The organism is uncultured Algibacter sp. (genome assembly GCF_905480415.1).
Lineage (GTDB): Bacteria > Bacteroidota > Bacteroidia > Flavobacteriales > Flavobacteriaceae > Algibacter_B.
This window is the reverse complement of record NZ_CAJQQI010000160.1, coordinates 1-20,852: the sequence shown is the minus strand read 5'-3', so window position 1 is coordinate 20,852 and position 20,852 is coordinate 1. Positions and strand designations below refer to the sequence as shown.

Here is a 20,852-nt window from a genome sequence, read left to right as displayed (position 1 = left end):
AATGGACGACTACACACCGATATTACCAGACGAAAACAATCTTTACGAACATCATGCATTTACTGTAGACAAAGGGCAAGCGCCTTTACGTATCGATAAATATTTAATGAATTTTGTTGAGAACGCTACACGAAACAAAATTCAAGCCGCAGCAAAAGAGGGAAGCATTTTTGTAAACGATGTTGCTATAAAATCGAACTACAAAGTAAAACCTTATGATAGCATTCGTGTGCTATTGTCTCATCCGCCTTTTGAAAATTTATTGGTAGGCGAGGATATAGATATTGATGTGGTTTATGAAGACGACGATCTTTTGGTTGTCAATAAATCTCCAGGAATGGTCGTGCATCCAGGTCATGGAAATTATTCAGGAACCTTAATAAACGCATTAATCCATAGGTTTGATAATCTGCCAAATAATTCTAGTGAACGTCCAGGACTAGTGCATAGAATTGATAAAGATACCAGTGGTCTTTTAGTGGTTGCTAAAACTGAAATAGCCATGGCGCATTTGTCTGCACAGTTTGCAAATAAAACGAGCGAACGCGAATACGTCGCTATTGTTTGGGGGAATATGAAAGAAGAAGAAGGCACTATAGAAGGCAATATTGGGCGTCACCCTAAAAACCGACTACAAAACACCGTGTTTCTTGACGATGATGAAGGAAAAGGCAAACCCGCTGTTACCCATTACAAGGTTTTGGAGCGTTTGGGCTATGTTACTTTGGTGTCTTGTAAGCTAGAAACAGGTCGTACGCATCAAATACGTGTACACATGAAACACATTGGGCACACGCTGTTTAATGACGCACGATACGGTGGAGAAAAGATATTAAAAGGGACAACCTTTACTAAGTACAAACAGTTTGTAGATAATTGTTTTAAAGTATTGCCTAGGCAAGCATTGCATGCTAAAACATTGGGTTTCGAGCATCCAACAACAGGTAAATTTATGCAGTTTGATACCGAAATCCCAGACGACATGCAGCAATGTATTGAAAAATGGAAATCGTATTCTAAGCATCAAGAGTTATAAATCCCTGCGAAGACAGGAACCCCATAAATCATAGCAGTAATCCTATTATTTGGACGTTACCGAAAGGGGTGGGCTTGAAGTTTATCTTGAGTAAAGTCTAAGGCTATATCTTTTTAACATATGTCTCATAGTGAGCACTATAGTCGTTGTTATCTGTCTAATTATAGTGCCAACAAGCGTTATTGTTCCTTTAGTTTTTAAAAGGATGTCGTTGCTATCGCTAACGCAGGTATTTTCAAACTTATATTTTTAAACCAAAAGCTATTTTATTTTTGGAGAAGTTTGTTTAAGTTTAAGTATAAAATGCATTTTATACATAGTTGTACATTGGTTTTTTATTTCAAACTTGACAATTTAGATTTTTGTCATCGTTGTGTTAGTAATTATACTCATGTTTACTCCTTGAGCAGACATGGTAACCTCAATAGCTGCGCTAGTTGGAACCCCACTGCTAATATCAACTGTTGTTTTTCCTTTGATAGTGCCAGTTCCTGTGCCAGCTACATCTCCTGAAACATCTAAAGAAACAATACCATTAGCGATACTGCTTATAGTGTATGTGGTACTCATTTTAACCCCTTGATTTTCATCTTCAGAGGTCCATGAAGAGCCAACAGAAACTTTTTCTTCGGGATAATTAATAGTACTTGCACTACCTGTTAATTGCTCCATTCCAGGAATGGCAGGTTCTATTTTAGTTTCAATCATATTTCCCAAATTATCTAAAGAAGTATGGATAGTTGCTTTCATCATTGGATCAAATTGTGACTTCATCATTTGCCCCATCTGATCAAGTTCTGCTTCTTTCTTATTAGAATCATAACTCATGGACATTTCTCCTTGCATCATATCCATAACAACAGATGTAATCTTAGATTCCGTCTTAATATTTTTGGCACCAACTTCGGTGATAATAACCCCCATTGTCATATTCATATTCATTCCACCTTGTAATCCCATATTTTGCTTTGCATCTACCGTTAGAAGATAATTATCACCTTCGTTATAATTAAGACGTAATAAAACAGATTCTTGCGCTGTTGCTGATAATGTTGTTATCACTAATAATACTAGAATAATTCTTTTCATTTTATAGTTTGTTAATTTTTATTTTTATTCCACTTGTGTACAACAAGTGAATAAACATATTAGTATGTTTATTTCTTTCAAATGTAAGAAAATATCTGAACTAATTAGTTGGGTTAACTAGTCTGCTTTTTTTATCAAATTTAAAGAAATCTGTTATATGTGTAATTATGTTTATTAGGAGATTCTTGGATAAAAATTACTCAGGATAGTTATGGTAACATGTTACAGAAAAAAGGAAGTATGGAAATGAGAAGGTTAAAGTGAGGTGGTTAGTTTCCCTTTACTTGATTTCAACTCAGTTCTTTGTTAGCCAACGTAATTAGTTTACTTGTTTTAATATCCAGTTTGATATTTCTAATAATGCTTTTGGTGCAAATGTCTGCTCAATTTCACCATATTCATTGGGAGAACCTGTAGAACATTCTTGAAAAAGATGATTTAAATGAGGTAGCTCTTTGACAACGAAATTATTGTTTTTACCTTCTTTTAAATACTTTTCAATGGCATCTAAATTTACTTTTGAAGGGACTTGTAAATCTTTCTCTCCATTAATGGCGAGGACTGGACACTTAACTTTAACTAAACTAGAGGCTGGGTCATATTTCAAAAAGAACTGAAACCAAGAGGTTGCCAATTGGTCAACAGTGCCTTCTATAAATTGATTCTTTTTAATTCCTTCCGGTAGAAGTTTAGCATTTTTATTTAGCTCTTTTTGAAAATAATCTCTTAAAACTGATTTTATTTCATCTAGATCATCGCCTTTGATTATAATATCCAATCCACCTTTAAGCAAGGCTAATTCCGTTTGTAATTTTGATTCATCTGTTCCATTTGCTATTGAAATTAATTCATTTTGTAGTAAAAGTATATCGTAACCCGAAATTCCAGGACCTGCCAATAGAACAATAAAATCTATATCTTTAGATTCAGAGGCTACCATTGGAGCAATTAGCCCACCTTCACTGTGCCCAACTAATCCAATATTCTTATAATCTATATCATTGCGTGTTTTAAGATATGTAACTGCACTTAGAACATCATTAGCGAAATCTGTCGAAGTTGCTGATTTAAAATCACCTGTAGATTTGGCAGTCCCTCTATCATCAAATCTTAAAACTCCAATACCTTTTTTTGTTAAGTGGTCTGCAACAACTAAAAACGGTTTATGCCCTAGTAATTCTTCATCTCTATTTTGAGGACCACTGCCTGAAATCATAACAACGACAGGAAACTTTCCTGTGGTCGATGGTAATGTTAGTGTTCCTGAAAGTGTGATTGAATCAATGGAGTTTGTAAAAGAAACCTCTTCAGTGTAATATGAGTAAGGTTTTTTGGGTTCTTGTGGTCTAATAAGCTCCTTTTTTTTAATTTTTTCTTTAGATAGATCCATTGGAAAAGATTGTCCAGCTTGTTTGAAAGTCCCGACAATAATGTTATTATCACCCAAAACACCTTTATATTCAACCCCTAAGTTGGAAATAGTAAGTTTTAATGCAGGACTTTCAAAACTTGTAGTCGTAACAGGTATTCCTTTTGCATTCTGGTCAGGGCTGTCCATTGTCGATACGAAGTTGTTATCGATAGAGTTTATATTAAACACTACCCTCAACTGAATTCCTTGCACCTTTAAAACACCATTCCATTGTCCAGTTATGTCTTGCCCATAATTTGTTAGAGTTAACAAGAGTGTAGAAATAATTAGAATTAGTTTTTTCATCTATTTGTTTTTCATGTATGTTGGCTAATGCAAAAATAAAGTTCTGATTCAATATTGAAACCAATGCTGCACAGATGAACTTTATAGGTCGTTAAACGAAATTAGTTAATTTTTCAGATAAAATCAATAACATCAATTCCATTTATAACGGCATCACAAATAATTCTAATCTTAAATTTTTAAAGTAAAATAGTAATTGTAAATTTGAAATGAAAGAAATTTGAGATTTCCGCCTTCGCTGAAATAAAAAAATTATCCCATCTATGAAACTAGTATTGTCACCAGCAAAATCACTCAATTTTGAAAGCCCACTGCCAACAACGCAATATAGCGAATCTGGTTTTTTGTCAAAGTCAGAACGTATTAATAAACTGCTTAAAAGTAAATCGGCAAAAGGTTTATCAAAACTTATGAGTATTTCTGATGCGTTAGGAGCATTAAACCATCAGCGCAATCAAGATTGGCAATTACCTTTTACAACTGATAATGCGAGACCAGCAGTGTATGCCTTTAATGGCGATGTGTATAGAGGCCTAGATGCTTACACCATTCCAGAGGGTAAAATAGAAGTACTCCAAAATACAGTTCGTATTCTTTCAGGTTTGTATGGTTTATTAAAACCAACCGATTTAATGCAACCCTATCGTTTAGAAATGGGAACTAAATTTCCAATTGGCGCAAATAAAAATTTATATGAATTCTGGAAAAAGGATATTACCAATGCCCTTAATGAAGAACTTGAAGATGATGAGCTTTTCTTAAATTTAGCTAGTAATGAATATTTCAAAGCTATTGATACTAAAGCCTTAAAAGTACCTGTAATTACTGCTAATTTTAAAGAGTTTAAAAACGGGCAATATAAAATGATTTCGTTTTTTGCAAAGGCAGCTCGTGGTATGATGGCGCGTTATATTGTTGATACTAATGCAAAAACCATAGACGATTTAAAAGGTTTTAATTATGAGGGTTATAATTTTAGCGAACCGATGAGCAGCGAAAAAGAATTGATTTTTATTAGATAGATTTATAGATATGTACTATTACTTAATTATTGCGCTACAAATCTATTGTTTATATCATTTATATACCCATAGAAACGCCTACTATTGGTGGTTTTTAATTCTGTTCCTCCCAGCAATTGGTTGCATTATTTATTTAATCACACAAGTTTATAATAAGCAAGATGCTGAAAAAATAACAGACGAAATAGCACATGTTATTAATCCAACAAAAAAAGTTAGAGATTTAGAAAAGCGGTTAGAATTCTCAGAGTCCTATCAAAATCGTATAAATCTGGCTGATGCATATTTAGAAATTAAAGATTATAACAATGCCATAACGCATTATATCGAAGCTTTAGAAGATCAATCTCAAAATGACTTTTATGCCACTAGGCAGCTCATTGAAGCCTATTTTAAAACTGAAGATTATGATAAGGTTATTTTTTATGCTGATAAAATTAATAATCACCCAGAATATAAAAAATCCAGAACACAGTTTTTATATGGATTAGCCTTGAAACGTGTTGGTAAAATGGAGGAGGCAGAAAATAATTTAAGACAAATTGATGTAAGATATTCATTTTATGAAGAGCGCCTCATATTAGCCAAATTTCTACTAAGCATAAAAAAGGAGGCCGATGCTAAAGAAATTTTAAATGATGTGTTTACAGAGTCAAGCCATATGACTAAAACAAACAAACATATTTATAGAACAACTATTAAAGAAGTTGAGACGCTTTTAAAAGAGATTGGTTAATACTATTAAGGCGCAGCCTTGTTGCCAATGCCAATTTTAGTTTCAATGGAAATTCTTTTTTTATAACTCTAGGTCTTCTAGCTCCAAAAGTTCCTCGATTAATTTTACCTCGTTTTGTTTTTTTTATCGCCTTTTCCCATAATTTACTTTACTTTTAGTAAAAAGTAAAATAATGATTTTAAAGTATAAAATCAAGCTAAATCGATGTTTAAACATACTCATCCGTATAAACCATTTATTAAAAACGATACCACAAAATTGATTGTTGGGACCTTACCACCACCAAGATTTTCCACGGGCAAACTTTTGGAAAAGGATGTGAATTTTTGCTATGGAAGTTATTACAACTCACTTTGGTTATTCATAGATAAAATTCATGGTTTGAATTTACGCTACGACAACTCAAATGAAGCTATTGAGGAACGAAAAGCATTTCTTATTGAAAATAAAATAGGCGTTTGTGATATTGTTGATAGTGCAGAACGTGATAAAATTGATGCTTCAGATTTAGGCATGAAAAATATTAAACTTCGAAATATCATTGGTTATTTGGTACAATACCCAAATATTGATACGCTCTTGTTTACAGGAGGTAATAGTAAAAACGGACCAGAATATTTCTTCAGAAGGCATTTAAAAGATTATAGTTTAAAGTTAGAGTTAGTAAATAATGAAATACCTAGAATTCATCAATTCGTCATTCCACGTGAAGCACAGGAATCAGCTTCATCAAACCGAATAATCAAAACCGTTTCTTTAACGTCAGGATCTGGAGCAGCAAATATTTCAATTAGTAGAATACCACTTTACAAACAGCTAAAAGCTGAAAATCCAAAGTTCAATACGTTTGATTACAGAGTGATGCAGTATCGGGAGTTTTTTTGATAGATTAATTGAAAATTAGCTAAAAAATTAAATGTACATTTGCCTCTTTAATTAGAAGGAGGTAGAATGCATTATGTTTTGTTATCTCAAACGCCCACTAAGGGTCTTCATAAACACAATATATGTCATTTCAATCTTTAGGCTTATCTGAAGCCTTGCTAAAAGCAGTTAGTAAAAAAGGATATACAACCCCAAGTCCTATTCAACAAAAAGCAATACCGCCAGTTTTAGCCGGTAAAGATGTTTTAGCTTCGGCGCAAACAGGGACGGGTAAAACAGCAGGTTTTACACTACCGCTTTTACACATACTTTCTGAAAATCCGAAAGAAAAATTTAGACCAGTTCGTGCTTTAATTTTAACACCAACACGAGAATTGGCGGCTCAAGTTTATGCCAACGTTAGAGAATATAGCGAGTTTTTAAATTTACGGAGTGCCGTTATATTTGGAGGTGTCAACCAAAAACCGCAAGCAGCAGCTATTCGTCAAGGTATTGATATTTTAGTCGCTACCCCTGGGCGTTTATTAGATTTACAAAACCAAGGTTTATTATCACTTAAGCGTGTTGAAATTTTTGTTTTAGATGAAGCTGATAGAATGCTTGATATGGGCTTTTTAAGAGATATTGAACGTATTATTAAATCTATGCCAGAGAAACGTCAAAATTTGATGTTTTCAGCTACGTTTTCAAAAGATATTAAAAAGTTAGCACATGGTATTTTAAATCATCCTGTGCATGTTGAAGCAACTCCAGAGAATACAACGGTTGAAGCTATATCGCAGAAGGTTTATAGAGTAGCCAAAGGCCTAAAAACAGGTTTAATTATTAAGTTGATTTCTGATGGTAATTGGAAACAAGTTTTGGTATTTGGAAGAACTAAACACGGTGCTAACAAGCTTTGTGAAAAAATGGTTAAAGCAGGAATAACTGCAGCAGCCATTCATGGTAATAAAAGTCAAGGAGCAAGAACAAAAGCATTAGCTGGTTTTAAAAGTGGGCGTGTTCGTGTTTTAGTAGCTACAGATATTGCTGCTCGTGGATTAGATATTCCATTATTACCACATGTTATTAATTTTGAGTTGCCTAATATTCCTGAAGATTATGTACATAGAATAGGAAGGACAGGTAGGGCAGGAGCGAGTGGAGAAGCCTTATCTTTAGTAAGTGCTGATGAAACCTCTTTTTTAAGAGGTATTGAAAAGTTAATTGAAATGAAACTTCCTGTTCAAATTATAGAAGGTTTTGAGCCTGATCCTAATGCATCCACAGCGCCAATAAAACAAGGTCAAGGTAGGCAAAATAGAAACTCTAGAAATTCTGGTAATTCAAACAGAAACTCAAAAGGGAATACTAATTCAAGACGTCCTAAACGAAGTAATGATAGGCGTAATTAGAATCTGTGCAAAAGATTCTAAAAGCTAAAATAATAGAAGTGCGCAATAAAAAAATCGTTGGCAAAGGTGAAAATATTGGTTTTTTTTATGCGTCTTTTAAGAATAAAAATGATACCCCATAATTACTTATGGAAGCTGCAACTTGGTGGATTCAAACCCATTAGTTAGACCATTTTATGAAGGCTGTAAAAATTAAATGTTTAGTTGAAAATTTATAATGGAATCGCAACCCAATAATCCGTTACACGGCATAAAGCTAGAACAAATCATTAACGATTTGGTAGCACATTATGGTTGGGAATATATGGGGTATACTATTAAAATTAAATGTTTTACAGATAAGCCTTCAGTAAAATCAAGTTTAAAATTTTTAAGAAGAATGCCTTGGGCTAGAACCAAAGTGGAGAATATGTATTTAAAAATGTTGGAAAGTCAAAAGGGACAATCTTAAGAGATTACTTTTGTTAAAATTATTTGCAGCGTAGATAAGGTACTCTTTAGCATCTTTTTAAGGAAAACAGAGGATACAAAAGATAGTTAATGTCCAAACATTACCACAACGTAAACGTTATAGTAAATATGTATTTTTTTTATCAAAATACATCTAAAAATATCTATACTAATAATAGTTTCTTCAAAGTAGCGCTATAACGGTATGTTTGATTGATTTCAGTTTTATTTATAATACTAATATTTGATTGACTTAGTTGTATAGTTTTTGTATAGTTTTTTATCTTAATTTTTCTTTTAAGTTGATTTTTTAGATATAAATTTGTGCACTTATTTCATTGGTGTATTTTAAAATAATTAAGCAAAAATCAAACCAAAAAAACCAAAAAATTATGTCAGTTAGAGCAGGGAAAGTTATGGCATTAGCAGGATTAGAACATGCTAATAAAACAAATAACGAATTAGAGGCGATATTCAATAAAGTCTTAAATAACGGAATGCATGGGTTAGGATTTAGTCCGTATTTAGAAGGTCAAGAACCTGGTGAACAAATTACTGAAGCTCAGATAAGAACACGTATGGAAATTATAAAGCCGTATACAAAATGGATTCGTTCTTTCTCATGTACCGATGGTAATGAATTAATACCTATTATAGCAAAAGAATACGGAATTAAAACTATGGTCGGTGCTTGGTTAGGTGATGATGCAGAAATTAATAAACGTGAAATAGAAGGTCTTATTAAGTTAGGTAAAGAAGGTTTCGTTGATATTGCTGCAGTTGGTAACGAGGTGATGTATCGTGGTGATTTAACGGAAGCAGAATTGTTAACCTTTATGTATCAAGTTAAAGAAGCGATCCCTAATATTCCTATGGGTTATGTCGATGCCTACTATGAGTTTGCTCAACGTCCTAAAATTACTGAAGCTTGTGATGTTATTTTAGCAAACTGTTACCCTTATTGGGAAGGTTGTAGTTTAGAGTATTCTTTATTGTATATGAAAGATATGTATAACCAAGCAGTACGAGCAGGTAACGGAAAAAAAGTTATCATAACTGAAACTGGTTGGCCTAGTGAAGGAGAGGTTTTTCATGGTGCGGAACCATCGTATGAAAATGCTATAAAGTATTTTATTAATTCTCAAGTCTGGTCTGAAGAAGATGATATTGAAATGTTTTATTTTTCTTCTTTTGACGAATCATGGAAAATTGGAGATGAAGGTGATGTAGGCGCTTATTGGGGTTTATGGGATAAAAATGAAAATTTAAAATATTAACTTTATTAAATAATAAAGTTAAATTATTTAAGAGCTGTTAAATTCTTACTGATATGAAGGGTTTAACAGCTCTTTGTTTTTTATTATATTTTGATATGACTAACGCTCTCTGTTAGTAAGTTGCGTTATTTCTTTTTATTGATAGCATCAAGAAAAATCCTAAGTCATGTGTTTTAAACCCTCATAAACGACAATGCTTACTGCATTTGCTAAATTTAAACTTCTAACATGTTCACTATATACAGGGATTTTAAAAAGTTTGTCAGAGTGTTTTTCAACGATAGCTTTAGGCAAGCCCACGGACTCTTTTCCAAAGACTAAGAACATACCATCTTCAAAAGGAATATTCCAATGACTTTTCGAACCATGGCTAGAAAGAAATGCCATATTTTTATCCTTATTGACGTCAAAAAACTCATCTATACTTTCGTAGTAATTCACTGATAGATGTTGCCAGTAATCTAAACCAGCTCGTTTTAATCGGGTGTCATCAATTTTAAAACCGAAAGGTTTCACAAGATGTAAATGTGAACCTGAAGCTAAAGCTAAGCGCCCAATGTTTCCTGTATTATTTGGTATTTCCGGTTCTATTAAAACTATATTAAGCGCCATTATTTTTTGATGATTTTTAATGCAATTAGCCAAATTAATAACACAAATGGGGAGCCGTGTAAAAAGATATCAAACCAATCTATTAGTTGCATGCCTTTTGCGCCTCCAAATAGCCATTTCAATTTGCCCCAAATATGAGGTTCTGGAAAAAAAGGAGCAAGTCCTAATGTTAGACAGAGTAATAGTGCAATTTTAAAATTTTTAAAAATTTTCAATCTTTTTAATTACAAATAGAATCTACAAATTTTCCAATAGTATCGATGCCTTCATTAGTAACATGTTTTACAAAAGCACTTCCAATAATGGCGCCTTTTGCATATTGTGTAGCTTGAGTAAAGGTTTGATTATTACTGATGCCAAAACCGATGATTTGTGGATTGTTTAAGTTCATTTTACCGATACGTTTAAAATAACTAGTTTGTTCATTACCAAAGCCTGATTGTGTACCGGTAGTACTTGCGCTACTCACCATATAAATGAATCCGTTTGAAATAGAATCAATATACCTAATGCGATCATCACTTGTTTGCGGTGTAATTAAGAACACATTAATGAGCCCATACTTTTCAAAAATGGCTTGATATTCTTCGTGGTAAACATCAACAGGCAAATCTGGTATAATTAAACCATCAATACCAATTTCTTGACATTTTTTGCAAAATGCTTCTATTCCATATTGAAACATAGGATTAAAATACCCCATGATTATTAAAGGAATATTAACGGTTTTACGAATGTCTTTTAATTGAGTAAAAAGTACATCAGTAGTCATGCCATTTTTTAAAGCTTTTGTTGAACTATCTTGAATGGTTGGTCCATCGGCTAATGGATCACTAAAGGGTAACCCTATTTCAATCATGTCAACTCCATTTTTTTCTAAGTCTTGGATGATTGAAGTTGTATCATCAATATTAGGGTAACCTGCAGTAAAGTATATAGACAATAACTTTTTGTCTTCTTTTAATTTTTGATTAATTCTGTTCATTGAGAAATGTTTTTTGCGTTAGGGATTGAAGCAGCATCCTTTTTTGTTTTTAAAAGCAAAAAAGATATAGCGTAAAGCCCGACCCTTGCGGTAACGCTCATAATTTATATTTTAAAATAATCTATATAGTTCTGTAAATCTTTATCTCCACGACCAGATAAATTCAAAACAACAACATCTTCAGGTCTAAATGTTTTATACTTAAAAATAGCTAAGGCGTGAGACGTCTCTATGGCGGGAATGATACCTTCTAATTTTGAAAGCTCTAAACCAGCATCCATAGCGTCGTTATCGGTAATCGACATGAATTCTGCGCGACCTGTTTTAGCTAAATGTGCGTGCATTGGGCCAACACCAGGGTAATCTAATCCTGCCGAAATAGAGTAAGGTTCAGTAATTTGTCCGTCGTTAGTTTGCATTAACAGGGTTTTACATCCGTGAATAATGCCTTCCTTTCCTAAAACTGACGTTGCTGCACTTTCGCCAGATTCAATACCTAAACCAGCAGCTTCTACAGCAATAATACCAACATCAGGTTCGTGTAAATAGTGGTAATAAGTTCCGGCAGCATTACTACCGCCACCAATACACGCCACAACATAGTCAGGGTTTTCTCGTCCTTCGTGTTCTTTTAGTTGCCATTTTATTTCTTCTGAAACAATAGCTTGAAAACGAGTTACCATATCTGGATAGGGATGAGGACCAATGGCTGAACCAATAATATAGTGTGTATCTACGGGGTTGTTAATCCAGTCTCTAATAGCTTCATTAGTGGCATCTTTTAAAGTACGACTTCCTGATAGGGCAGGGACTACTCTTGCACCTAGCATTTTCATTCTGGCAACGTTTGGTGCTTGACGTGCAATATCAATTTCACCCATATAAACAATACATTCAAGTCCCATTAAAGCACAAACAGTTGCTGTAGCAACCCCATGTTGACCAGCACCAGTTTCAGCTATAATTCTTGTTTTACCTAAACGTTGAGCCATTAAAATTTGACCAATGGTATTATTGATTTTATGTGCGCCAGTATGGTTTAAATCTTCGCGTTTTAAATAAATTTTGGTGTTGTATTTTTCTGAAAGACGTTTGGCAAAATACAGGGGAGAAGGGCGACCCACATAATCTTTAAGTAGTTGATTGAACTCCTTTTTAAAATCAGGTTCAGCCATTATTTTTAAGTAATTTTGACGCAATTCTTCTACATTAGGATAGAGCATTTCAGGAATGAATGCCCCTCCAAATTCGCCATAATAGCCTTTTTCGTTTACGTTGTAATTCATTATTTTGGAAGTCAGATTATTTTTAAATTTTTTTAAGTCTTCTATGTTTTTTAATCCAGGTTCTATTTCAAATTTGCTATTCACATCTAGAGCATAACAATACTTTGAAGCTTCGCTTTTCTGAAATTTATTGATATCATCAATTTGGCTCAACCCTATTCCTCCGCTTAAAAAGAAAGGGATAGTAGATGGATAATTGTTTAAAATTGTCCAATCAAATACATATCCGTTGCCTCCAGGGAGTTTGCCTTTGGTGTCAAAAAGGAAGTAATCAACAATATCGTCATACAGTTTTAAAACACTGAAATCGAATTCATTTTTAATTGAAAACACTTTTATAATTTCGATATTTTTTCCTCGAAGTTGCTTACAATATTCAGGAGCTTCGTTGCCATGTAATTGAACAGCTTTTAAATTATGTTTGCTGATCTTTTTAATAACAAAGTCTAAATCTGCATCAACAAAAACACCTGTTTTTTTTATGGTGTTTGATATTTCTGGTATACGGTGTGCATCAAAGTGTCGCGCAGATTGTTCATAAAAAATAAACCCAAGATAGTCAGGTTGCAATGTTGCAACTTCCTGAATATTATCTTGGTATTTCATACCGCAAACTTTTAGTTTCATGTGTTCGTTTTTTATTATTTTTTATTTGTCACATGTGACATTCATATAATAGTTATTGATTTATATAAAAATTTAGTTATGAATGTTTCATCCTACTAAACTTTTAATAAATTCGGTTGCACTTTCACCTGGATTGTCAGTTTTCATAAAGTTTTCTCCAATTAAAAAACCTTGGTAGCCATAAGGCTTTAGTTCTTTAATAGCTTCTATATTACTAATACCACTTTCTGATATTTTTACAAAATCATTTGGAATAAGGTTGCTTAAATTTTTACTTACATCTAAACTAACATCAAAGGTTTTTAAATTTCTATTATTTACTCCAAGCATGTCTAAACTTGGCATGATAGATTTATGTAATTCTTCCTCGTTATGAACCTCTAAAAGCACATCTAAATTTAAGCTTTTTGCAAATTCTGAAAACTGTTTAATTTCATTTCTAGTTAGTATAGCCGCAATTAATAAAATTACATCAGCACCATAAGCTTTTGCCTCTAATACTTGGTATTCATCTATAATGAATTCTTTACGCAATAAAGGTAGATTACAACTAGCTCTAGCAGTTAGTAGATCATCAAGAGAACCTCCGAAATATTTACCATCTGTTAAAACTGATATTCCGCAAACACCTGCGTCTTGATAACCCTTTGCAACATCTTGAACGTTTAGCGTATTATTAATTACAGATTTAGATGGAGATCTACGTTTGTGTTCAGCAATTATACCAGATTTACTGTTCCGTAAATTAGTAGCAAGAGAAACTGTTTGTCTTTCAAATAAAACAGATTGCTCTAATTGAAATGTTGGAATGAGTTGCTTTCTCAGTGCAACTTCATTTCTTTTATCTAATGTTATTTTATCTAGTATATTCATTATCTACTTAACTCAATCAATTTGTCTAAACTTGCTTTTGCATTTCCTGAAAATAAAGATTCTTTAGCCATTTCGAAACCAACTTGATGCGAAATTTGTTTTGTTGTTGCAATAGCCAATCCAGCATTTGCACAAACCACATTGTTTTGGGCTTCTGTTCCGTTACCACTTATAACATCCATAAATATTTTGGCAGCATCTTTAATTGTATTTCCTCCAAAAATAGCGTCTTGTCTAATTTTACTAATCCCCAAGTCTTCTGGTGAAAAAAGTTTTTCAGTATGGTTGGAAACAATTTTTGCTTTTCCTGTTAATGAAATTTCATCATAGCCATCTAGGGCATAAACAATATTGTAGTTTGTTTCCGTGTTTTGATATATAAAACTATAAAGGCGTAAAAGCTCTAAACTAAAAACTCCTAGCATTTGGTTTTTTGGAAATGAAGGATTAACCAAAGGGCCCAACATGTTGAAAAAGGTTTTAACTCCTAACTCTCGACGAATGGGAGCAACGTTCTTCATAGCTGGATGAAATAATGGTGCGTGTAATATGCATATTCCAGCTTTATCTATGCATCCTCTTAAAAAATCTTCATTGTTGGAAAATTTCACACCTAAATATTCCATAACATTAGATGAACCAGAAGTTGATGATACACCATAGTTACCATGTTTGGAAACTTTAACTCCAGCACCTGCCGTAATAAAAGATGATAGAGTAGAGATGTTGAAAGTATTTTTACCATCACCTCCAGTTCCAACTATATCTATTGCATTAAAATCGTTGAGGTTTATTGATACACAAAGTTCTAAAAGAGCATCTCTAAAGCCTTTTAATTCTTCTAAGGTGATACTTCGCATCATGAAAACAGATAGGAAGCATGTTATCTGACTTGGGTTATAGATATCATTTGATATATTAACAATAACCTGTTTAGCCTCTTCGCTTGAAATGGTTTCGTGATTTATAAGTCTATTGAGTATGTCTTTCATATTATTAAAGTCCTTTCAAACAGAAATTGTGTGTTAATTATTTACCCAATTTTCTAATATCTTTTTGCCATCCGGCGTTAAAACCGATTCTGGATGGTATTGTACGCCTCTTACATCATAAATTTTATGCCTTAAAGACATAACTTGTCCGTTTGCATCAAAAGAGGTCGCTTCTAAACTATCAGGTAAATCTGGATTGACAACCCATGAATGATACCGTCCTACTTCAATGTTTTTATCTAAACTCTTAAATATATATTCATCATCCACGCATAGCTTTACACTAGTGGCCACACCATGATAAACCTCATCTAAATTTATTAGTGATCCACCAAAAACTTCACCAATAGCTTGCTGTCCTAAGCATACTCCTAAAATGCTTTTTGTAGACGCGTATTTTTTAATAATAGGTTTTAATAATCCGGCTTCATCAGGAATTCCAGGACCAGGAGATAATACAATTTTATCAAAAGGAGCCACATCTTCTAAAGCTAATTTATCATTTCTTACAACCGTCACATCACAATTTAAGTCTTCTAAATAATGAACCAAATTGTAAGTAAAACTGTCGTAATTATCTATAACTAATACCTTTTTCATCTTTTAAATATCTTCTGCTAATTTAATAGCTTTAGTTAATGCTCCTAACTTAATGTATACTTCTTGCAATTCACTTTCTGCATCAGATTTTGAAACCAATCCCGCGCCTGCTTGCCAATTTAATTTGTAGTCTTTACTTAAAAAGGTACGAATCATAATAGCGTGATTAAAGTTACCGTCAAAATCCATAAATCCTATGGCACCGCCGTAATAACCACGACTTGTTTTTTCATACTTCTCAATGAGTTGCATGGCTCTGTGTTTTGGTGCACCACTTAAAGTTCCCGCAGGAAAAGTGTCTGCCACCACTTGCATTGTTGATGTTTTGTCGTGTTTCTGTCCAACAACCTTACTCACTAAATGAATAACATGAGAGAAAAACTGAACTTCTCTATAGGTCTCAACGTTTACTTGACTTCCATGACGGCTCAAATCATTTCTAGCTAAATCAACTAGCATGACATGTTCTGCATTTTCTTTGTCGTCTTTTTTGAGTTCTTCCGCTAAAATTTCATCTTGTTGTTCATCACCAGTACGTTTAAAAGTGCCTGCAATGGGGTGTATTTCAGCTAAACCATCTGTTACAATAAGTTGTGCTTCTGGTGAACTTCCAAAAATTTTAAAATCGCCATAATCAAAATAAAATAAATATGGTGAAGGATTGATGCTTCTTAAAGCACGGTAAATATTAAAATCATCTCCTGTGAATTCTTGTGAAAAACGCCTAGATAATACCAACTGAAACACATCTCCTCTTTGGCAGTGTTTTCTGGCTACTTCAACATTTTCTCTAAACTCATCATCTGTCAGATTAGATTTAATATCTCCTTTAGAATTGAAATTATAAGATGCGAAATTTTGAACATTAATTAATTTATCAATAGCATCAATGTTATTCGGTGTGTCTTCATAACAATGTGCGAAAATATAAGCTTCATTTTTAAAATGGTTGATAGCTATGATGTTTTGATAAACCGCATAGTACATATCTGGAATAACTACAGAATCATCTTTTTTACTAATTTCTACATCTTCAAAATATCTTACAGCATCGTAAGCTGTATAACCAAAAATACCATTATTGATGAATTTGAAATTTTCTTCAGATTTAGTATCAAATTTCTTGGTGAAATTGTAGATTTCGTCAACTACATTAACATCATTTGTTATTTCCAAAGATGTTGCACTGCCATCAGGAAATGTTTGTGAAATAATCTCATTTTCAACTTTGATAGATGCAATTGGGTTAAAGCAGATATATGAGAAATTTTTATGACTCTTATGATAATCACCACTTTCTAGCAAAATACTATTTGGGTACTTATCGCGTATTTTATAATACACAGTAACCGGTGTAATAGTATCTGTTAAGATTTTTTTATGATGTGTGTAAAGACTAAATTTTTTCATCTTATGAGTTTTGTTTTATTCTGAAATAACTTCAGAACAAAGAAAAAGGCTTGTCGTGAATGACAAGCCTTTTGAATATTTTAATTTTAAATATACTAGGGTTTTACTTCACGAAGATTAATTTCGAAAGCACCACCACCAAGTATTATTTAAAAATGTGTTCATTTTTAGTTCTTAATTTGTTCAAATATAGAAATGAAAATAGTTATACACAAAACTTTGAAACATTATTTGTATAAAAGTTTGTTAAACTATAAGAAATGCAAAGAACTATTAATTAATTTTATAGTTATGAAACTAAACATACTAATTATTGTCATTCTTTTAATGGTAAGTTGCGGAAAAAACAACAAAACTGCTGAGGTATTTAAAGAAGTCACTGAAGAAGCCGTTGAAAGCGAAATAAAGAAAGGGGATATAGAACTTGAAGTTTATGATTATGCAGGTTTTGAGACATTTTTGAACAGGAAAGACGATAAAGTTTATGTAATTAATTTTTGGGCAACTTGGTGTGCCCCTTGTGTTAAAGAATTACCATATTTTGAAAAGCTGAATTCTGAATATATAAATAAAAATGTTGAGGTCATATTAGTAAGTTTAGACTTTCCGCATTTATATGATAAAAAGCTAAAACCGTTTGTAAAAGAGAAAAAGTTAGCATCAAAAGTAATTGCTTTGGATGATGTTGATATGAATTCTTGGATACCGAAAGTTGATAAAAGTTGGTCTGGATCAATACCAGCAACCATAATTTTTAAGAATGATAATAGTAAGTTTTACGAACAATCTTTTACTTATGAAGAATTAGAAAAAGAAGTAAAACAATTTTTAAATAAAATTTTATATGAAAAAGGCGATTAAAATAATTTCTGCTGCACTTCTTGTGCTATTTATAAGTGCTTTTGCTCTAAACAATATGACTCAAAAGGGATATGGAATTGGTGATCTTGCCGATGATTTTTCATTAAAAAATATTGATAATAGTATGGTTTCTTTGGCAGATTATAAAGATGCCAAAGGATTTATAGTAACATTTACATGCAATACTTGCCCTTTTGCAGTCCTGTATGAAGACAGAATACAAGCACTAAACGAAAAGTATGGGTCTCAAGGCTATCCTGTAATTGCTATTATGCCAAATAATACAGATGTTAAACCTGGAGATAATATGCAAGCCATGAAGCAAAGAGCTCAAGAGAAAGGCTTTACTTTTCCATATTTAATAGATAAAGGACAAAAGGTGTACCCGAAATTTGGAGCTACTAAAACCCCTCATATTTATGTACTTGAAAAAACTAAAAAGGGTAATGTTGTAAAGTATATTGGGGCTATTGACGATAATCATGAAGATGTTTCAGCAGTAAAAATAAAGTTTGTTGAAAACGCAGTTGATGCTTTGTTAAAAGGCGAAGAAGTTATGCAAAAGGAAACAAAAGCTATTGGTTGTTCCATAAAGGTGTAATCATTAGTGATTTTAATATGAATCCGAAGTGTAATACTTCGGATTTTTTTTCGTCTATCATTTTAGATATATTATTTTTGTAAAAACAAATATTTTAAAAATAAACATGGAACATTTAACACAGGAAGAATGGGCAGAGCAATTAGCCAAAGATGATAATGCAGTAGTCATGGATGTAAGAACAGAAGCTGAGGTTGCAGATGGGGTAATAGTAAATGCCATTCATATTGATATATATAAAGGTCAGGAATTTATTAATGAAATTGAAGATCTTGATAAAAGTAAAAGCTATTATGTGTATTGTCGCTCAGGAAACAGAAGTGGTCAAGCCTGCAAAATTATGGAACAACTAGGTTTTGAAAATGCTTATAACCTTGAGGGCGGGATGTTACAATGGACAGGCGATATTATTGATTTGTAATCTTAATTTTATATGAAACGATTTCACATTTCCTTCTGTTTGATGCTAACCATTTTTATGCTCAATTGTCAATCCGATTCTGTTAAAGGTGCGATAAAATTAAGCCCAAAAATATTTAAAGATTCAATAATTAGCAATGGTGCGCAAGTGGTTGATGTAAGAACGCCAAAAGAGTTTCATATAGATCGTATTGAGAATGCAGTGAACATTGATTATTTTTCAGAAAATTTCACGGATAGTATTAGTCTATTAAACACTAAGAAACCTGTTTTTATTTATTGCCGCTCTGGAAAACGGAGTACTAACAGTATTCCGATGTTTAAAAAAGCTGGTTTTAAGTATGTATATGAATTAGAAGGTGGTTTTTTAAACTGGAAAAAAGAAAGTTTAAAATCTATATCCAAGTAATTTAAATGTCATATTTATAGTGAAATAAAGTTGTAGTTTGTCGGCGTTTTGCTCATTCAACTACTTTTTTTAGTACTTCACCTTTTTTATTTTTAATAGCGTGTAAGTTTTACGTAATTTGATGTAAAGTTTATCATTTCGTTATGAAAATCTTAATTTAATGGTTTCTTTTTAAGTATTTATAGTCTAATAGCATTTTAAATTAATTATATAATGGATAACGGTTTCATCATATTAGGAATTATTGCCCTTCTGTTTTTGAGTATGTATGGGTTTTCATACTTTTCAGTCGCAAGAGAGAAAATGAATCAGAAAAAGATTCAACAAAAGGAATTGGATAAAGCAGAGTTAAGGCGTCAAGCTCGTATTAAAAATCAAGAATTAATTGATGAGCGAGTTAGAAAGTTTGCTGAAAGAAAAGAAGAAATACAGCATGAATTAATGTTGTTAGAAAAGATGAAAGAAAAGCAAAAAGCTAGTTAAGTTTTTTTGCATTTGGATAAAGAGCTCCTACGATTAGATTCGTAGGAGCTCTTTTTGTTTAATAGATAATATCCTAAAGTTTAATTTTCGTTAAGAGTTTGAAAAACGTACAAAACATCATTCGAAAGATTACTGAATTTTAAATTTGTTGACTAAATGTAGTCTAAAATAAAACTAAAAAAACCCTAACTAATTGAAAATAAATTATAGGGTTTTAATTATGCGGAGAAAGAGGGGGTTCTAATCCTAACAATGTAAATTTTATTTTAATAAATCAAATCTATTAGCACTCTAATCAGCACCCTAAAAAACAAAAAACCCTGTAAACCTAAGTTTTGGAGTTTTTTAGTACCTCCATTAGCTTATTATTTTACACTTCTATTTAACTATATACATTTGTATACGCATTTTGAGTATATTTTTATTTTGTAAATTTAGTTGTGTGCTTCTGTATACTAGTGAGTATTCGAGAGCATATTTGAGACAAAAAAGTCAACAAAAAGTAAGAGACTTAAATCATGCTTGGATCGATAGATTGTGTGAGCTAACTTATATAGTTCGTGAAAAAATGACATTATTTTGTAAAGAAAGAGGTTGTTTAATTTTACTCTATTAATTGTAAGCTTTTTATTGTTAAATTGATGATTTATTATTATTTTTAATTATTGTTTGGGTGTTAACTATATCTAATTAAAGGATTATCCACAACTCTATTTAACTGTCAGAACTACATTTAGTTTAAGGAAGAGTTAGTTGCTCAATTTCAAAATAAATTGATTAAAACTGATGATTTAATATTGGGGTTGATGTATTTAAATAAGGTCATAAAAATGAATTTAAAAGGAAAAAAATTACTTGTTCTGGGCGGAACAAAATTAAGTGGTGAAATTGTACAAAAAGCAAAAGAATTAGGTATTTATGTAATAGTTGCCGATTATGACGAGAATGCTCCAGCTAAAATTATTTCTGATAAAGCTAGCATGGTAAGTGCTATTGATGTAGCTGCTGTAGTAAAACTTATAAAAGACGAGAGAATAGATGGCGTTTTGACGGGATTCATTGAACTTCTTCTCCCTTTTTATCAACA

The 20,852-nt window shown here is 32.3% G+C and carries 24 protein-coding genes and 2 pseudogenes; 14 read left to right on the top strand and 12 right to left on the bottom strand.

The window, feature by feature from the left end; genetic code table 11:
* Nucleotide 1 precedes the first annotated feature (1 nt).
* Entirely contained in the window at nucleotides 2-1,036 is a 1,035-nt protein-coding gene (locus QZ260_RS11120) for an RluA family pseudouridine synthase (protein WP_295986174.1), read from the top strand.
* 354 nt (nucleotides 1,037-1,390) lie between these two features.
* Here QZ260_RS11120 and QZ260_RS11115 read toward each other — a convergent pair whose 3' ends face one another.
* Together QZ260_RS11115 and QZ260_RS11110 are read right to left on the bottom strand one after the other, a co-directional pair.
* On the bottom strand, nucleotides 1,391-2,125 hold the full coding sequence (locus QZ260_RS11115; protein WP_295986171.1) for a DUF6263 family protein: 735 nt from the start codon (nucleotides 2,123-2,125) through the stop codon (nucleotides 1,391-1,393).
* Between the two features lie 319 nt (nucleotides 2,126-2,444).
* Nucleotides 2,445-3,842, bottom strand: a complete 1,398-nt coding sequence (locus tag QZ260_RS11110; protein WP_295986170.1) for an alpha/beta fold hydrolase — start codon at nucleotides 3,840-3,842, stop codon at nucleotides 2,445-2,447.
* A 263-nt stretch (nucleotides 3,843-4,105) separates the two neighbouring features.
* Between QZ260_RS11110 and yaaA the strand changes: the two genes are divergently transcribed.
* Together yaaA and QZ260_RS11100 are read left to right on the top strand one after the other, a co-directional pair.
* Complete coding sequence (yaaA, locus tag QZ260_RS11105) at nucleotides 4,106-4,864, top strand: peroxide stress protein YaaA (protein ID WP_295986168.1); 759 nt, start codon at nucleotides 4,106-4,108, stop codon at nucleotides 4,862-4,864.
* A gap of 10 nt (nucleotides 4,865-4,874) precedes the next feature.
* The gene (locus tag QZ260_RS11100; RefSeq protein ID WP_295986166.1) at nucleotides 4,875-5,600 is read left to right on the top strand and encodes a hypothetical protein; all 726 of its coding nucleotides are present in this window, start codon (nucleotides 4,875-4,877) and stop codon (nucleotides 5,598-5,600) included.
* On the opposite strand, the gene QZ260_RS11095 is transcribed toward QZ260_RS11100, so the two are convergent.
* Nucleotides 5,563-5,703 (bottom strand): hypothetical protein, encoded by a 141-nt coding sequence (locus QZ260_RS11095; protein ID WP_295986216.1) that lies wholly within the window; start codon nucleotides 5,701-5,703, stop codon nucleotides 5,563-5,565. The genes QZ260_RS11100 and QZ260_RS11095 overlap by 38 nt on opposite strands.
* A gap of 101 nt (nucleotides 5,704-5,804) precedes the next feature.
* Here QZ260_RS11095 and QZ260_RS11090 point away from each other — a divergent pair, with 101 nt between their 5' ends.
* The 5 genes from QZ260_RS11090 (at nucleotide 5,805) to QZ260_RS11070 (ending at nucleotide 9,606) form a co-directional block, all read left to right on the top strand.
* The gene (locus QZ260_RS11090; RefSeq protein ID WP_295986163.1) at nucleotides 5,805-6,485 is read left to right on the top strand and encodes a uracil-DNA glycosylase family protein; all 681 of its coding nucleotides are present in this window, start codon (nucleotides 5,805-5,807) and stop codon (nucleotides 6,483-6,485) included.
* Nucleotides 6,486-6,607: 122 nt separating this feature from the next.
* The gene (locus QZ260_RS11085) at nucleotides 6,608-7,879 is read left to right on the top strand and encodes a DEAD/DEAH box helicase (protein WP_295986161.1); all 1,272 of its coding nucleotides are present in this window, start codon (nucleotides 6,608-6,610) and stop codon (nucleotides 7,877-7,879) included.
* Between the two features lie 5 nt (nucleotides 7,880-7,884).
* Nucleotides 7,885-8,001 (top strand): DUF6500 family protein, encoded by a 117-nt coding sequence (locus tag QZ260_RS11080; protein WP_365969580.1) that lies wholly within the window; start codon nucleotides 7,885-7,887, stop codon nucleotides 7,999-8,001.
* 95 nt (nucleotides 8,002-8,096) lie between these two features.
* Nucleotides 8,097-8,330, top strand: a complete 234-nt coding sequence (locus tag QZ260_RS11075) for a VF530 family protein (RefSeq protein ID WP_295986159.1) — start codon at nucleotides 8,097-8,099, stop codon at nucleotides 8,328-8,330.
* A 391-nt stretch (nucleotides 8,331-8,721) separates the two neighbouring features.
* Entirely contained in the window at nucleotides 8,722-9,606 is an 885-nt protein-coding gene (locus QZ260_RS11070) for a glycosyl hydrolase family 17 protein (RefSeq protein ID WP_295986157.1), read from the top strand.
* A 159-nt stretch (nucleotides 9,607-9,765) separates the two neighbouring features.
* Here QZ260_RS11070 and QZ260_RS11065 read toward each other — a convergent pair whose 3' ends face one another.
* From QZ260_RS11065 to QZ260_RS11025, 9 genes and pseudogenes are all read right to left on the bottom strand, one after another.
* The gene (locus QZ260_RS11065; protein WP_295986155.1) at nucleotides 9,766-10,218 is read right to left on the bottom strand and encodes a tRNA (cytidine(34)-2'-O)-methyltransferase; all 453 of its coding nucleotides are present in this window, start codon (nucleotides 10,216-10,218) and stop codon (nucleotides 9,766-9,768) included.
* On the bottom strand, nucleotides 10,218-10,433 hold the full coding sequence (locus tag QZ260_RS11060; protein WP_295986153.1) for a hypothetical protein: 216 nt from the start codon (nucleotides 10,431-10,433) through the stop codon (nucleotides 10,218-10,220). Before QZ260_RS11060 ends, QZ260_RS11065 begins: the two co-directional genes overlap by 1 nt.
* A gap of 5 nt (nucleotides 10,434-10,438) precedes the next feature.
* The gene (gene trpA / locus QZ260_RS11055; protein WP_295986152.1) at nucleotides 10,439-11,203 is read right to left on the bottom strand and encodes a tryptophan synthase subunit alpha; all 765 of its coding nucleotides are present in this window, start codon (nucleotides 11,201-11,203) and stop codon (nucleotides 10,439-10,441) included.
* Nucleotides 11,204-11,307: 104 nt separating this feature from the next.
* Nucleotides 11,308-12,489, bottom strand: a complete 1,182-nt coding sequence (gene trpB / locus QZ260_RS11050) for a tryptophan synthase subunit beta (RefSeq protein ID WP_295986211.1) — start codon at nucleotides 12,487-12,489, stop codon at nucleotides 11,308-11,310.
* A gap of 33 nt (nucleotides 12,490-12,522) precedes the next feature.
* A pseudogene (locus QZ260_RS11045) lies at nucleotides 12,523-13,095 on the bottom strand (phosphoribosylanthranilate isomerase); the annotation flags it as partial.
* A gap of 108 nt (nucleotides 13,096-13,203) precedes the next feature.
* Entirely contained in the window at nucleotides 13,204-13,989 is a 786-nt protein-coding gene (gene trpC, locus QZ260_RS11040) for an indole-3-glycerol phosphate synthase TrpC (protein ID WP_295986151.1), read from the bottom strand.
* Complete coding sequence (trpD, locus tag QZ260_RS11035) at nucleotides 13,989-14,981, bottom strand: anthranilate phosphoribosyltransferase (RefSeq protein ID WP_295986149.1); 993 nt, start codon at nucleotides 14,979-14,981, stop codon at nucleotides 13,989-13,991. Before trpD ends, trpC begins: the two co-directional genes overlap by 1 nt.
* A gap of 33 nt (nucleotides 14,982-15,014) precedes the next feature.
* On the bottom strand, nucleotides 15,015-15,581 hold the full coding sequence (locus tag QZ260_RS11030; protein ID WP_295986148.1) for an aminodeoxychorismate/anthranilate synthase component II: 567 nt from the start codon (nucleotides 15,579-15,581) through the stop codon (nucleotides 15,015-15,017).
* 3 nt (nucleotides 15,582-15,584) lie between these two features.
* Complete coding sequence (locus QZ260_RS11025) at nucleotides 15,585-16,991, bottom strand: anthranilate synthase component I family protein (RefSeq protein ID WP_295986146.1); 1,407 nt, start codon at nucleotides 16,989-16,991, stop codon at nucleotides 15,585-15,587.
* A gap of 291 nt (nucleotides 16,992-17,282) precedes the next feature.
* Between QZ260_RS11025 and QZ260_RS11020 the strand changes: the two genes are divergently transcribed.
* From QZ260_RS11020 to QZ260_RS10995, 6 genes and pseudogenes are all read left to right on the top strand, one after another.
* Nucleotides 17,283-17,852, top strand: coding sequence for a TlpA disulfide reductase family protein (locus QZ260_RS11020; RefSeq protein WP_295986144.1), 570 nt, complete (start codon nucleotides 17,283-17,285; stop codon nucleotides 17,850-17,852).
* Nucleotides 17,836-18,453 (top strand): thioredoxin family protein, encoded by a 618-nt coding sequence (locus QZ260_RS11015; protein ID WP_295986142.1) that lies wholly within the window; start codon nucleotides 17,836-17,838, stop codon nucleotides 18,451-18,453. The genes QZ260_RS11020 and QZ260_RS11015 overlap by 17 nt, the downstream gene beginning before the upstream one ends.
* Nucleotides 18,454-18,559: 106 nt before the next feature.
* Nucleotides 18,560-18,874 carry a rhodanese-like domain-containing protein gene (locus QZ260_RS11010; protein WP_295986140.1) on the top strand — a complete coding sequence of 105 codons (315 nt, stop codon included), beginning with the start codon at nucleotides 18,560-18,562 and terminating at the stop codon, nucleotides 18,872-18,874.
* A 57-nt stretch (nucleotides 18,875-18,931) separates the two neighbouring features.
* Complete coding sequence (locus QZ260_RS11005) at nucleotides 18,932-19,282, top strand: rhodanese-like domain-containing protein (RefSeq protein ID WP_295986137.1); 351 nt, start codon at nucleotides 18,932-18,934, stop codon at nucleotides 19,280-19,282.
* A gap of 213 nt (nucleotides 19,283-19,495) precedes the next feature.
* The gene (locus QZ260_RS11000) at nucleotides 19,496-19,765 is read left to right on the top strand and encodes a hypothetical protein (RefSeq protein WP_295986135.1); all 270 of its coding nucleotides are present in this window, start codon (nucleotides 19,496-19,498) and stop codon (nucleotides 19,763-19,765) included.
* An 830-nt stretch (nucleotides 19,766-20,595) separates the two neighbouring features.
* Nucleotides 20,596-20,852 (top strand): annotated as a pseudogene (locus tag QZ260_RS10995) (hypothetical protein); the annotation flags it as partial.

What these genes read in the sequence shown, in the direction of transcription:
- QZ260_RS11120 (WP_295986174.1), top strand. Translation starts at nt 2, where the DNA reads ATGGACGACTACACACCGATATTACCAGACGAAAACAATCTTTACGAA.
- QZ260_RS11115 (WP_295986171.1), bottom strand. Translation starts at nt 2,125, where the DNA reads ATGAAAAGAATTATTCTAGTATTATTAGTGATAACAACATTATCAGCA.
- QZ260_RS11110 (WP_295986170.1), bottom strand. Translation starts at nt 3,842, where the DNA reads ATGAAAAAACTAATTCTAATTATTTCTACACTCTTGTTAACTCTAACA.
- yaaA (WP_295986168.1), top strand. Translation starts at nt 4,106, where the DNA reads ATGAAACTAGTATTGTCACCAGCAAAATCACTCAATTTTGAAAGCCCA.
- QZ260_RS11100 (WP_295986166.1), top strand. Translation starts at nt 4,875, where the DNA reads ATGTACTATTACTTAATTATTGCGCTACAAATCTATTGTTTATATCAT.
- QZ260_RS11090 (WP_295986163.1), top strand. Translation starts at nt 5,805, where the DNA reads ATGTTTAAACATACTCATCCGTATAAACCATTTATTAAAAACGATACC.
- QZ260_RS11085 (WP_295986161.1), top strand. Translation starts at nt 6,608, where the DNA reads ATGTCATTTCAATCTTTAGGCTTATCTGAAGCCTTGCTAAAAGCAGTT.
- QZ260_RS11075 (WP_295986159.1), top strand. Translation starts at nt 8,097, where the DNA reads ATGGAATCGCAACCCAATAATCCGTTACACGGCATAAAGCTAGAACAA.
- QZ260_RS11070 (WP_295986157.1), top strand. Translation starts at nt 8,722, where the DNA reads ATGTCAGTTAGAGCAGGGAAAGTTATGGCATTAGCAGGATTAGAACAT.
- QZ260_RS11065 (WP_295986155.1), bottom strand. Translation starts at nt 10,218, where the DNA reads ATGGCGCTTAATATAGTTTTAATAGAACCGGAAATACCAAATAATACA.
- trpA (WP_295986152.1), bottom strand. Translation starts at nt 11,203, where the DNA reads ATGAACAGAATTAATCAAAAATTAAAAGAAGACAAAAAGTTATTGTCT.
- trpB (WP_295986211.1), bottom strand. Translation starts at nt 12,489, where the DNA reads ATGAATTACAACGTAAACGAAAAAGGCTATTATGGCGAATTTGGAGGG.
- trpC (WP_295986151.1), bottom strand. Translation starts at nt 13,989, where the DNA reads ATGAATATACTAGATAAAATAACATTAGATAAAAGAAATGAAGTTGCA.
- trpD (WP_295986149.1), bottom strand. Translation starts at nt 14,981, where the DNA reads ATGAAAGACATACTCAATAGACTTATAAATCACGAAACCATTTCAAGC.
- QZ260_RS11030 (WP_295986148.1), bottom strand. Translation starts at nt 15,581, where the DNA reads ATGAAAAAGGTATTAGTTATAGATAATTACGACAGTTTTACTTACAAT.
- QZ260_RS11025 (WP_295986146.1), bottom strand. Translation starts at nt 16,991, where the DNA reads ATGAAAAAATTTAGTCTTTACACACATCATAAAAAAATCTTAACAGAT.
- QZ260_RS11020 (WP_295986144.1), top strand. Translation starts at nt 17,283, where the DNA reads ATGAAACTAAACATACTAATTATTGTCATTCTTTTAATGGTAAGTTGC.
- QZ260_RS11015 (WP_295986142.1), top strand. Translation starts at nt 17,836, where the DNA reads ATGAAAAAGGCGATTAAAATAATTTCTGCTGCACTTCTTGTGCTATTT.
- QZ260_RS11010 (WP_295986140.1), top strand. Translation starts at nt 18,560, where the DNA reads ATGGAACATTTAACACAGGAAGAATGGGCAGAGCAATTAGCCAAAGAT.
- QZ260_RS11005 (WP_295986137.1), top strand. Translation starts at nt 18,932, where the DNA reads ATGCTCAATTGTCAATCCGATTCTGTTAAAGGTGCGATAAAATTAAGC.
- QZ260_RS11000 (WP_295986135.1), top strand. Translation starts at nt 19,496, where the DNA reads ATGGATAACGGTTTCATCATATTAGGAATTATTGCCCTTCTGTTTTTG.